Below are 12,333 nucleotides of genomic sequence, written 5' to 3'. Positions count from 1 at the left end.
GAGAAGCGGATTTACCTGCTCCTCGGGCTACACCCTTACCCCGGGACAACCACCGCCCGGGCTGGACTACCTTCCTGCGTCACCCCATCACTCACCTACTACAAGCTCGGTCCGCCGGCTCCACCACACCAGCAGTCATCCGAAGACAACAACCGGGGGCTTCACGGGCTTAGCATCACCTGATTCAGCGCTGGCGCACTGCCACGGGTACCGGAATATCAACCGGTTATCCATCGACTACGCCTGTCGGCCTCGCCTTAGGACCCGACTTACCCTGGGCAGATCAGCTTGACCCAGGAACCCTTAGTCAATCGGCGCACACGTTTCTCACGTATGTATCGCTACTCATGCCTGCATTCTCACTCGCATACCGTCCACAACTCGCTTCCACGGCTGCTTCACCCGGCACACGACGCTCCCCTACCCACCCCAATAGGCGTTAGCCCTCACATTGGAGTGACACGACGTCGGCGGTGTGCTTGAGCCCCGCTACATTGTCGGCGCGGAATCACTTGACCAGTGAGCTATTACGCACTCTTTCAAGGATGGCTGCTTCTAAGCCAACCTCCTGGTTGTCTCTGCGACTCCACATCCTTTCCCACTTAGCACACGCTTAGGGGCCTTAGTCGATGCTCTGGGCTGTTTCCCTCTCGACCATGGAGCTTATCCCCCACAGTCTCACTGCCGCGCTCTCACTTACCGGCATTCGGAGTTTGGCTAAGGTCAGTAACCCGGTAGGGCCCATCGCCTATCCAGTGCTCTACCTCCGGCAAGAAACACACGACGCTGCACCTAAATGCATTTCGGGGAGAACCAGCTATCACGGAGTTTGATTGGCCTTTCACCCCTAACCACAGGTCATCCCCCAGGTTTTCAACCCTGGTGGGTTCGGGCCTCCACGAAGTCTTACCTCCGCTTCACCCTGCCCATGGCTAGATCACTCCGCTTCGGGTCTTGAACACGCTACTCCACGCCCTCTTCGGACTCGCTTTCGCTACGGCTCCCCCACACGGGTTAACCTCGCAACATGCCGCAAACTCGCAGGCTCATTCTTCAAAAGGCACGCAGTCACGACGCACCAAGCAAGCTTGGCACGCGACGCTCCCACGGCTTGTAGGCACACGGTTTCAGGTACTCTTTCACTCCGCTCCCGCGGTACTTTTCACCATTCCCTCACGGTACTATCCGCTATCGGTCACCAGGGAATATTTAGGCTTGACGGGTGGTCCCGCCAGATTCACACAGGATTTCACGGGCCCCATGCTACTCGGGAAACAGAACAAGTGAGCCACCACAATTTCAGCTACGGGGGTCTTACCCTCTACGCCGGGCCTTTCGCATGCCCTTCGCCTATCGCAATGGTTTCTAACTCACCCAGCCGCCGGCAGACGACCGAAGTCCCGTCCCACAACCCCGTACATGCAACCCCTGCCGGGTCTCACACACATACGGTTTAGCCTCATCCGGTTTCGCTCGCCACTACTCCCGGAATCACAGTTGTTTTCTCTTCCTGCGGGTACTGAGATGTTTCACTTCCCCGCGTTCCCTCCACACACCCTATACATTCAGATGCGGGTGACAGCCCATGACGACTGCCGGGTTTCCCCATTCGGACACCCCCGGATCACAGCTCGGTTGACAACTCCCCGGGGCCTATCGCGGCCTCCCACGTCCTTCATCGGTTCCTGGTGCCAAGGCATCCACCGTGCGCCCTTAAAAACTTGGCCACAGATGCTCGCGTCCACTGTCCAGTTCTCAAACAACAACCAGCCACCCACCACCCCAACACCGCACACAGCAGCCCTGAGAACACTGGGACCAGCACCAAGAAAACAACCACCGCCACCACACGGCAACGGCACGGCCGCCCTCTCAGACACCCAACAGCGCACCCAACCACACCACCGGCCCAGCCCCTCACTTCCACACACACCCCACACGCCCCCCACAGGGAGGACGCGCACGGCGGCAGTACTGAAAAGAGCAAGACCAACGGCCCGGCTGACTAGTCAACGTTCCACCCATGAGCAACCAGCACCGGACACGCGCCGGCGAACTGGCCCCCTACAAAACCCCACCGTCACCCGGAGCGTTCCGGGCAAGGAGGGTTCGAGGTGCTCCTTAGAAAGGAGGTGATCCAGCCGCACCTTCCGGTACGGCTACCTTGTTACGACTTCGTCCCAATCGCCAGTCCCACCTTCGACGGCTCCCTCCCACAAGGGGTTGGGCCACCGGCTTCGGGTGTTACCGACTTTCGTGACGTGACGGGCGGTGTGTACAAGGCCCGGGAACGTATTCACCGCAGCAATGCTGATCTGCGATTACTAGCGACTCCGACTTCATGGGGTCGAGTTGCAGACCCCAATCCGAACTGAGACCGGCTTTTTGAGATTCGCTCCACCTCACGGCATCGCCACTCATTGTACCGGCCATTGTAGCACGTGTGCAGCCCAAGACATAAGGGGCATGATGACTTGACGTCGTCCCCACCTTCCTCCGAGTTGACCCCGGCAGTCTCCCGTGAGTCCCCAGCACCACAAGGGCCTGCTGGCAACACGAGACAAGGGTTGCGCTCGTTGCGGGACTTAACCCAACATCTCACGACACGAGCTGACGACAGCCATGCACCACCTGTACACCAGCCACAAGGGAAACCACATCTCTGCGGCGATCTGGTGTATGTCAAGCCTTGGTAAGGTTCTTCGCGTTGCGTCGAATTAAGCCACATGCTCCGCCGCTTGTGCGGGCCCCCGTCAATTCCTTTGAGTTTTAGCCTTGCGGCCGTACTCCCCAGGCGGGGCACTTAATGCGTTAGCTGCGGCACGGACAACGTGGAATGTCGCCCACACCTAGTGCCCAACGTTTACGGCATGGACTACCAGGGTATCTAATCCTGTTCGCTCCCCATGCTTTCGCTCCTCAGCGTCAGTATCGGCCCAGAGATCCGCCTTCGCCACCGGTGTTCCTCCTGATATCTGCGCATTTCACCGCTACACCAGGAATTCCGATCTCCCCTACCGAACTCCAGCCTGCCCGTATCGAATGCAGACCCAGGGTTAAGCCCCGGGCTTTCACATCCGACGCGACAAGCCGCCTACGAGCTCTTTACGCCCAATAATTCCGGACAACGCTCGCACCCTACGTATTACCGCGGCTGCTGGCACGTAGTTAGCCGGTGCTTCTTCTGCAGGTACCGTCACTTTAAAGGCTTCTTCCCTGCTGAAAGAGGTTTACAACCCGAAGGCCGTCATCCCTCACGCGGCGTCGCTGCATCAGGCTTCCGCCCATTGTGCAATATTCCCCACTGCTGCCTCCCGTAGGAGTCTGGGCCGTGTCTCAGTCCCAGTGTGGCCGGTCGCCCTCTCAGGCCGGCTACCCGTCGTCGCCTTGGTAGGCCATCACCCCACCAACAAGCTGATAGGCCGCGGGCTCATCCTGTACCGCCGAAGCTTTCCACCACCAGACCATGCGGCCGGCAGTCCCATCCGGTATTAGACCCCGTTTCCAGGGCTTGTCCCGAAGTACAGGGCAGATTGCCCACGTGTTACTCACCCGTTCGCCACTAATCCACCCCCGAAGAGGCTTCATCGTTCGACTTGCATGTGTTAAGCACGCCGCCAGCGTTCGTCCTGAGCCAGGATCAAACTCTCCGTGAATGCCTCAAAACCCAAACCGGCCAAAAAACAGGCTCGGGAAACATTCACCCCGAGAGCNCCGAAGGCCGTCATCCCTCACGCGGCGTCGCTGCATCAGGCTTCCGCCCATTGTGCAATATTCCCCACTGCTGCCTCCCGTAGGAGTCTGGGCCGTGTCTCAGTCCCAGTGTGGCCGGTCGCCCTCTCAGGCCGGCTACCCGTCGTCGCCTTGGTAGGCCATCACCCCACCAACAAGCTGATAGGCCGCGGGCTCATCCTGTACCGCCGAAGCTTTCCACCACCAGACCATGCGGCCGGCAGTCCCATCCGGTATTAGACCCCGTTTCCAGGGCTTGTCCCGAAGTACAGGGCAGATTGCCCACGTGTTACTCACCCGTTCGCCACTAATCCACCCCCGAAGAGGCTTCATCGTTCGACTTGCATGTGTTAAGCACGCCGCCAGCGTTCGTCCTGAGCCAGGATCAAACTCTCCGTGAATGCTTGAAAACATTCACCCCGAGAGCGGAACCCAGGGGAAGGAATCATCCCCCAACAGTTCCAGCATCCTCGCTGTGAATCAAAGAAATAAACCCCACCCCCACCGGCAGAAACCGGTAAAGGGCCACGGGGCATCAACATATCTGGCGTTGACTTTTGGCACGCTGTTGAGTTCTCAAAGAACGGACGCTTCCATCACAACCCAACCGGTCGCTCCGGGCGCTTCCCTCTCGGTGACCCCGACACTATCAGAGGTGATTCCGAAGTGTTTCGGGGGTGCTTCCCTGCAACATCCGTAATTCCGGAGTGTGTTGGGAAGCGGGGTGGATACCGACTGTGGCCGTGTTCGTCGAACTCCGGTGATTCGTCGGATCCTTCGCCGCGTTGTCGTTCAACTTCGCGGCGGACTGAACAGTAACAGGTGATGAGGCGCCGTTGCACATCAGGCGGCTGTCGGGACCGTCGTCGGGCGGTCGGAGGGCGCTACATCGCCCGTCTCGCCCGCGCGTGCGGCGCGGCCTCCGACGACGTACACGTAGGCCAGGAACAGGAGTTCGCTCACGACACCGATCGTGATGCGGGCCCATGTGGGGAGTCCGGACGGGGTGACGAAGCCCTCGATGACGCCCGAGACGAGGAGTACGGCTGCCAGTCCGATGGCCATGCCGATCGCCGGACGTCCCTCGGCGGCGAGGGCCGCGCGCCGGCTTCGCGGGCCCGGGTCGACGACCGTCCAGCCGAGGCGCAGTCCCGTGCCCGCGGCCACGAAGACCGCGGTGAGTTCGAGGATGCCGTGCGGGAGGATCAGGCCGAGGAAGGTGTCGAGGCGGCCCGCGGAGTCCATGAGGCCGATTCCGATGCCGAGGTTGAGCACGTTCTGGAAGAGCACCCACAGCACCGGGATGCCGAGCAGGGCGCCGAACGCCAGGCAGACGGCGGCGGCTTGGGCGTTGTTCGTCCACACCTGGGCCGCGAAGGACGTGGCGGGGTGGCTGGAGTAGTACGACTCGTACTGGCCGCCGGGGCGTGTCATCTCGCGGAGTTCGGACGGGGCGGCGATCGCCGAGCGCACCTCGGGATGGGTTCCGATCCACCAGCCGATGAGCGCGGTGACCACGACGGACAGCAGCGCGACCGGGACCCACCAGTGGCGGCTGCGGTAGACGGCGGCCGGGAACCCGGCGGCGAAGAAGTGCGCGGCGTCGTGCCATGACGCCTTGCGGGGGCCGGTCACCGCGCTGCGGGCCCGGGCGACGAGCGAGGTGAGGCTGCTCGCCAGCGCCGGGTCGGGGGCGTTCGACTGGACCTGGGAGAGGTGGGTGGACGTGCGCTGGTAGAGGGTGACGAGTTCGTCCGCCTCGTGGCCGGTGAGGCGACGGCGGCGGCGCAGCAGTTCGTCCAGCCGGTCCCACTCCGCCCGGTGTGCGGAGAAGAAGACATCCAGATCCATGGTGAGAGCTTGGCAGACGGCTCACCGGGAACGGCAGACTGTGCGAAGGACGGGACGACGGTGGAGCACGGTGGAGCTGGAAGCGGAGGCCGCGGTGAGCGAGCTCGTCACGGGAGATGCCGTCGTACTCGGTCTCCGGCCCGCGCGGCTGCCGAGCCGTGCGCTGGCGGTCTTCATCGACCTGGTGCTCGCGTGGGCCGTGTATCTGGCCGTCTCCCTGGGGCTGTTGAGCGCGGTGGCGTCGCTGGACGAAGCGGCGATGGCGGCGGTACAGGTGGCGCTGTTCCTGCTGGTGCTCGTGGGTGTCCCGGTCGCGGTGGAGACGCTGAGCCGTGGACGGTCCATGGGGAAGCTGCTGTGCGGGCTGCGGGTGCTGCGGGAGGACGGCGGGCCGATCCGCTTCCGGCACGCGCTGGTCCGGGGGGCGATCGGGGTCATCGAGATCCAGGCGTTCTTCGGCGTCGTGGCGTGCGCGGCCTCGCTGATCTCGGCGCGGGGGCGGCGGCTGGGCGACGTGTTCGCCGGGACCCTCGTCGTACGGGAGCGGGTGCCCGAGACCGGTGGTGCGCCGGCTCCGCCGCCGCCCGCGTGGCTGGCCGGGAGCTTCGGCGAGCTGGATCTCTCGCGGGTGCCGGGCGGTCTGTGGCTGGCCGTACGGCAGTACCTGATGCGGGCCGGGCAGCTCGACGAGGCGGTCGGCCGGTCGCTGGCCGAGCAGCTCGCGGCGGATCTCGTCGCGTGTACGGGGGTTCCGGCGCCGCACGGCGTACCGGCGGCGGCGTATCTGGCGGGGGTCGTCGCGGAGCGGCAGGCGCGGGAGGCGCAGCGGACGTTCGGCGCGAGCCCGGTCGCATCGCCGGGAGCTCCCGGGTCGCAGCCTCCCGGGGTGCCGGGGAACGGCGGACATCCGTGGACGCCCGTGTCCGGGCCGCCCGTCGGCCCTGCGCGGGCCGAGGAGCCGGCGAGGGAGGCGGCGGGCGAGGCTCCTCCGCGTACGGGGTTCGTGCCGCCGTCCTGACGCGGGCGTGGGGCCCGGGGTGACCGGGATCCTCAACTGAAGCCGGACGGGGGCGACTCCAGCTCCTCCAGCTCGATGCCCGGAGCCGCGAGGACGACGTCGCCCGCGATGTGCACGGGGTGCTGTTCGCCGGTGTCGACCTCGCTGACCTGGTAATTCCCCACGACCAGGGGGGCGTTGTCAGTGGCGTGTGTTTCAGTTCCGAGCAGTGACCACGCCTGGTCGAGCGTACGGGGAGCCAGCACGGGGGCTGTCAGCGCGACGAGGCGGACGCGGGTGGCGGGCGCGCCGGAGGCCGGACGCAGCAGCCGCGAGGTCGCGACGAGAAAAGCGGGGGAAGCGCCGGTGAAGGAGTGTGCCGCGGCGTTGCCCTCCTGGGCGTGCTCGCCTGCCGGATCCGTACGGACCCAGGTGACGCCGTCCAGGGCGGCGCCGCGCACCTGCCAGCCGCCGGCGTGGAGTTCGAGCCGGACGGGCCGGCCGAGTTCGTCGAGGGCCAGATCGACGGAGCCGGCGGGGTCGCCGGAGGGGGTGGTGATCTGTGAGACGTAGCGCCAGCCGGAGGGGCCGGTGGCGCACTGGAAGTGTTCGTCGCCGAGGGGGGTGTGGTCGTGCGGATCGTGGAGCGAATACCGGCCTCGTGGCATGGGTGGACTCTACGGGCGGGCCCGCCGGGCAAGCCGAAGGCCCCCACCAGGGGGGCGGGGGCCTCGGCGCTGCTCAGGGGTGTCCGGCGCCGTTCCGCCTGAGAGGGCGGTGCGGCGGGCGGACGCCCGTCAGTAGCGGTAGTGGTCCGGCTTGTACGGGCCCTCGACAGGGACGCCGATGTAGTCGGCCTGATCCTTGCGGAGGGTGGTGAGCCTCACACCGAGCGCGTCCAGGTGGAGGCGGGCGACCTTCTCGTCGAGGTGCTTGGGCAGCACGTAGACGTCGGTCGGGTACGCGTCGGTCTTCGTGAACAGCTCGATCTGGGCGATCGTCTGGTTCGCGAAGCTGTTGGACATCACGAACGAGGGGTGCCCGGTCGCGTTGCCCAGGTTCAGCAGGCGGCCCTCGGACAGCACGATGATCTTCTTGCCGTCGGCGAAGGTCCAGGTGTGCACCTGGGGCTTGAGCTCGTCGCGGACGACGCCCTTGATCTCGGCGAGGCCGGCCATGTCGATCTCGTTGTCGAAGTGGCCGATGTTGCCCACGATGGCCTGGTGCTTCATCCGGGCCATGTCCGAGGCCATGATGATGTCCTTGTTGCCCGTGGTGGTGACGAAGATGTCCGCCGTCTCCACGACGTCCTCGAGGGTCACCACCTGGTAGCCGTCCATCGCGGCCTGCAGGGCGCAGATCGGGTCGATCTCGGTGATCAGGACGCGGGCGCCCTGGCCGCGGAGGGAGTCCGCACAGCCCTTGCCCACGTCGCCGTAGCCGCAGACCACGGCGGTCTTGCCGCCGATCAGGACGTCCGTGGCGCGGTTGATGCCGTCGATCAGCGAGTGGCGGCAGCCGTACTTGTTGTCGAACTTCGACTTCGTGACGGAGTCGTTGACGTTGATCGCCGGGAAGAGGAGCGAGCCCTCCTGGTGCATCTCGTAGAGACGGTGCACGCCGGTGGTGGTCTCCTCGGTCACGCCGCGGATCTCGGAGGCGAGCTTGGTCCACTTCTGGGGGCTCTCCCGCAGGGTGCGGTTGAGCAGTTCCAGGATGACGCGGTGCTCGTCGTTCTCCGCGGTGTCGACGGCCGGGGCGGCCCCGGCCTTCTCGTACTCGACGCCCTTGTGGACGAGGAGCGTGGCGTCACCGCCGTCGTCGAGGATCATGTTCGGGCCGCCGGTGGGGGTGCCGGGCCAGGTCAGGGCCTGCTCCGTGCACCACCAGTACTCCTCCAGCGTCTCGCCCTTCCAGGCGAAGACCGGGACGCCCTGCGGGTTCTCCGGGGTGCCCTCGGGGCCGACCACCGCGGCCGCGGCGGCGTGGTCCTGGGTGGAGAAGATGTTGCAGGACGCCCAGCGGACCTCTGCGCCGAGGGCGGTCAGGGTCTCGATCAGGACGGCCGTCTGCACGGTCATGTGGAGGGACCCGGTGACCCGGGCCCCGGAGAGGGGTTTCTCGGCGGCGTACTCCTTGCGGATCGCCATCAGGCCGGGCATCTCGTGCTCGGCCAGGCTGATCTCCTTGCGGCCGAAGGCTGCAAGGGAAAGGTCCGCGACCTTGAAGTCCTGACCGTTGGAGGTCGTCGTCATGCGAGCTGCTCTCCTCGATGTCGAGGTCATGGCTGACAGGTCCGTGCTGCGGCGCTCGGGCTCCGTGTGCGGTGCCTGCACTGCGTACGTACACAGCGCACACGGGCACACTGGTCCCTTGCTCGCAGCCCAGTCCGTCGGAGGCCCTCTCTCCCTCGGTGGCCCGCGGGGCGGGCCGGCCGATCTGCCATCAGCAGCGACGTCTGTGCACTACGAAAATACACCGCTCGTCCAGTCGAACGGATTGCTCACCGTGCGAGCAAGGGCGGACCTGGTCGGATTTCGGCCGCACAGTGCGCGCAGTTGTGCCGATGCCCAACACTGGGCCCTCCCACACCTCTCCACATAATTTGACAAAGAGCGTCGAGCGATGCATTTCCCTGCGTCGACCGGGAGTTGAGCGAAGGACGAGGCCGGACGTAGCGGTGCTTTCCGCACCGGGAGACCGGCCTTCCCCTCCGTACGTCGCCGCGGTCCCCCGCCGGGTCAGCTCGCCGCGGACGTGGAGGACGGCCGGAGAATGTCCGGCTCCAGATAGATGACGCGGGCGCTCGGGACGGACTCCCGGATCCTGCCCTCCGCCGCGTCGATGGCCCGCGCGACCTCCGCCGCGGTGTCGTCGTGCTGTACCGCGATCTTCGCCGCGACCAGCAGTTCGTCGGGACCGAGATGGAGGGTGCGCATGTGGATGATGCCCGTCACGGTCTCGCCGTCGACGAGTGCCGTACGGATCTTCTCCCGCTCGGCGGGATCGGCCGATTCTCCCAGCAGCAGCGACTTGGTCTCCGCCGCCAGGACTATGGCGATCACCACCAGCAGGACACCGATGCACAGCGTGCCGATGCCGTCCCAGACGCCGTTGCCGGTCGCGAGCGCCGCGCCCACGCCGAACAGCGCCAGGACCAGGCCGACCAGCGCGCCGAGGTCCTCCAGCAGGACGATGGGCAGTTCGGGAGCCTTGGCCCTGCGGACGAACTGGCTCCAGCTCAGCGAGCCGCGCACCCCGTCCGACTCCTTGATGGCCGTACGGAAGGAGAGCCCCTCGGCGCAGATCGCGAAGAGGAGCACGCCGACCGGCCAGTACCAACTGTCCAGTTCGTGCGGGTGCTTGATCTTCTCGTAGCCCTCGTACAGGGCGAAGACGCCGCCGATGGTGAACAGCACGATGGAGACGAGGAATCCGTAGATGTAGCGCTCGCGGCCGTAGCCGAAGGGGTGCTCCTCGTTCGCCTCCTTCTTGGCCTGTTTGCCGCCCAGCAGCAGGAGCGCCTGGTTCCCCGAGTCGGCGACCGAGTGCACGCTCTCGGCGAGCATGGAGGAGGAGCCGCTGAAGACGAATGCGACGAACTTGCCTGCGGCGATGGCCAAGTTCGCGCCCAGCGCGGCGATGATCGCCTTCGAACCGCCTGATGCACTCATACGACTCGGGTGTCCCTCTCTCGGTGGTGTGCGTCTCGGTGGTGTGCCGTCCCGGTGCCGCGCACGGGGTGTGTGCACCGTGGTGCCGTGCCCCCGGGCGCGCGCTCCCCTCGCCGCCTGCCCGTCCGTCGCGTGAACGTCCCTTGCAGGGATGTCCGTTGCGGGGACGTCCCTTGCGTGACCGTCCGTCGGTGACCGCCGGACGGCCCGGGAGGCGCAGAGATCAGACGGCCACGGTGGCCCGGAAGAGCGTACCGTCACCCGTCGCGGTGACCCTCTCGCCCGCTCGTACATAGGCGGACTGGCCACGTTCCAGGGCCAGTTCGGGCTCGGCCCCGTCCGCGGCGTGCAGGACGACGCGGCCCTCGGTGCACAGCAGGATCTGCGGCGTACGGGACTCCAGCGGCCGGGGCGCGAAGGGGCCCGCGGAGTCGGTGGGGTCGGCGGGGTCGAACACGAAGCGGGAGAGGCGGAATTCGTCGATCGGCACCTCGTAGCGCTCCTCCGCACCGGGGCCGGGCAGCGGCCGCAGCACGGCCGGTTCGCCGGGCTCGAAGCGGACGATGCGCAGCAGCTCCGGCACGTCCACGTGCTTCGGAGTCAGGCCGCAGCGCAGCACGTTGTCGGAGTTGGCCATGATCTCCACGCCCAGGCCGCTGAGATAGGCGTGCGGAACGCCGGCGCCGAGGTAGAGCGCCTCGCCCGGCCGCAGACGTACGTGGTTCAGGAGCATGGCGGCGATGACACCGGGGTCGCCCGGGTAGTGCTCGGCGAGCGAAGTGCACACGGCGTAGGCGTGGTTGCCGGCGCCGTCCGCGCCGCCCGCGAGCCGTGCCGCCGCGCTCGCCGCCCGTGTGACCGTGTCCGCGATCTCGTCCGGGTCGGCCGTGAGCACCGCGGTGAGCACCTCGCGCAGCGCGTCGCTCTCGGGGCTCGCGCGGAGGATGTCGACGTACGGCTTGAGGGCGTCCACGTCGAGGGCGGCGAGGAGTTCCGCGGCCTCGCGTGCGCGGCGGAAGCCGCACAGGCCGTCGAAGTCCGTGAGGGCGCAGATCAGTTCGGGCTTGTGGTTGGCGTCCTTGTAGTTGCGCTCGGGGGCGTTCACGGGGACGCCGCGCGCCTCCTCGTCGGCGAAGCCCTCCCGCGCCTGGGCGAGGTCGGGGTGCACCTGGAGCGAGAGCGGCGAGGCGGCCGCAAGCAGCTTGAGCAGGAACGGCAGCCGCGGCCCGAAGGCACGTACCGTCTCGGGGCCCAACTCCCCTTCCGGATCGGCCGCGATGACGTCCGTCAGTGCGCGTTCGCCGCCATCGCGGACGAGCGTGGACGGGGCGCCGGGGTGGGCGCCCATCCACAGTTCGGCCTGGGGCTCACCGGTGGGCGGCGTTCCGAGGAACTCCGGGATGGCGGTGGTGGAGCCCCATGCGTAGGGCCTGACGGTGTTGCTGAGGCGGTCCATGCGGAGGTGCTTCGCTTCCTTACGGGCTGCGGCGGGACGGACAGGACGGACAGGACAGAGGCGACTGCGGCCACGGCGAGGCTGCCGGGACGGGCCGCGCGGCGGGGATCACGTCGATGATGCGCGGCCGTCGGCCAGTGCGAGGTAGACGGCGGCGAAATCCACGGTGGCGATCAGTTCGGCGGCGGCTTCGAGCGGGGCGCTGCCCTCGGAGGGTTCGAGTTCGCTGACGGGGACGTCGCGCCCGTACGCCAGATCGCGCGCCGCGACGACGGCGGACTCGCGTGCGGGCGGGCCCTCGCGGAGCAGCAGAATCCGCGTGTGCAGGGATTCCGGTTCCTCGACGCGGTCGCGGAAGAAGTCGTCCGGGTCGGAGCCGGCGGCCAGTGCCCCGGTCAGCAGCGCGCCGTGCGCCGCCATCGCCTCGGGCAGCGGTGCGGCGAGGGCGGGCAGTCCGGGCAGCGCCGCGAGCGTGCTCGCGCAGTGCCGGGCGACGGCGCCCGCGACGGTGCCCTCGCTCCACAACAGCGGGAAGGAGTCGGCGAGTTCGGTGGCGAGCGATTTGGCCGGATTGCTGTACGCGGCGACGGCCGGACCGCAGCGTTCCGCGACCTGGTCGAGCC

General features: G+C 66.8%; 7 protein-coding genes, 1 rRNA gene and 3 other annotated features. Of the genes, 1 reads left to right on the top strand and 7 read right to left on the bottom strand.

Features of this window, described 5'->3' with window-relative positions:
* Positions 1-53 precede the first annotated feature (53 nt).
* Positions 54-336 (bottom strand) — a sequence feature (23S ribosomal RNA rRNA prediction is too short).
* 13 nt (positions 337-349) lie between these two features.
* Positions 350-1,108, bottom strand: a sequence feature (23S ribosomal RNA rRNA prediction is too short).
* A gap of 7 nt (positions 1,109-1,115) precedes the next feature.
* Positions 1,116-1,713, bottom strand: a sequence feature (23S ribosomal RNA rRNA prediction is too short).
* A 412-nt stretch (positions 1,714-2,125) separates the two neighbouring features.
* Both AN218_RS12000 and AN218_RS11995 read right to left on the bottom strand, forming a co-directional pair.
* Positions 2,126-3,656: ribosomal RNA gene (locus tag AN218_RS12000) — 16S ribosomal RNA — on the bottom strand.
* 919 nt (positions 3,657-4,575) lie between these two features.
* Positions 4,576-5,583, bottom strand: a complete 1,008-nt coding sequence (locus AN218_RS11995) for a stage II sporulation protein M (protein WP_070016839.1) — start codon at positions 5,581-5,583, stop codon at positions 4,576-4,578.
* Positions 5,584-5,677: 94 nt separating this feature from the next.
* On the opposite strand from AN218_RS11995, the gene AN218_RS11990 reads away from it, so the two are divergent.
* A complete protein-coding gene (locus tag AN218_RS11990; RefSeq protein WP_070016841.1) occupies positions 5,678-6,601 on the top strand; it encodes an RDD family protein in 924 nt (307 codons plus the stop codon).
* 32 nt (positions 6,602-6,633) lie between these two features.
* Here the strand turns inward: AN218_RS11990 and AN218_RS11985 are convergent, their stop codons facing one another.
* The 5 genes from AN218_RS11985 to AN218_RS38160 form a co-directional block, all read right to left on the bottom strand.
* On the bottom strand, positions 6,634-7,248 hold the full coding sequence (locus tag AN218_RS11985) for a hypothetical protein (protein ID WP_070016838.1): 615 nt from the start codon (positions 7,246-7,248) through the stop codon (positions 6,634-6,636).
* A gap of 129 nt (positions 7,249-7,377) precedes the next feature.
* Positions 7,378-8,835 (bottom strand): adenosylhomocysteinase, encoded by a 1,458-nt coding sequence (gene ahcY / locus AN218_RS11980; RefSeq protein WP_070016837.1) that lies wholly within the window; start codon positions 8,833-8,835, stop codon positions 7,378-7,380.
* A 486-nt stretch (positions 8,836-9,321) separates the two neighbouring features.
* Entirely contained in the window at positions 9,322-10,254 is a 933-nt protein-coding gene (locus tag AN218_RS11975) for a cation diffusion facilitator family transporter (protein WP_070016836.1), read from the bottom strand.
* Positions 10,255-10,477: 223 nt separating this feature from the next.
* Positions 10,478-11,710, bottom strand: coding sequence for a mannose-6-phosphate isomerase, class I (gene manA, locus AN218_RS11970; RefSeq protein ID WP_070016835.1), 1,233 nt, complete (start codon positions 11,708-11,710; stop codon positions 10,478-10,480).
* A gap of 108 nt (positions 11,711-11,818) precedes the next feature.
* The coding region (locus AN218_RS38160) for an SIS domain-containing protein (protein WP_275936969.1) at positions 11,819-12,333 on the bottom strand (515 nt) is incomplete at its 5' end.

This window comes from Streptomyces nanshensis, assembly GCF_001751255.1.
Taxonomy (GTDB): domain Bacteria; phylum Actinomycetota; class Actinomycetes; order Streptomycetales; family Streptomycetaceae; genus Streptomyces; species Streptomyces nanshensis_A.
The sequence above is the reverse complement of the archived record's forward strand: the minus strand, read 5'-3'. Positions and strand labels throughout refer to the sequence as shown.

Coding starts and splice junctions, on each gene's coding strand:
- manA (WP_070016835.1), bottom strand. CDS start 11,710: ATGGACCGCCTCAGCAACACCGTCAGGCCCTACGCATGGGGCTCCACC.
- ahcY (WP_070016837.1), bottom strand. CDS start 8,835: ATGACGACGACCTCCAACGGTCAGGACTTCAAGGTCGCGGACCTTTCC.
- AN218_RS11985 (WP_070016838.1), bottom strand. CDS start 7,248: ATGCCACGAGGCCGGTATTCGCTCCACGATCCGCACGACCACACCCCC.
- AN218_RS11975 (WP_070016836.1), bottom strand. CDS start 10,254: ATGAGTGCATCAGGCGGTTCGAAGGCGATCATCGCCGCGCTGGGCGCG.
- AN218_RS11995 (WP_070016839.1), bottom strand. CDS start 5,583: ATGGATCTGGATGTCTTCTTCTCCGCACACCGGGCGGAGTGGGACCGG.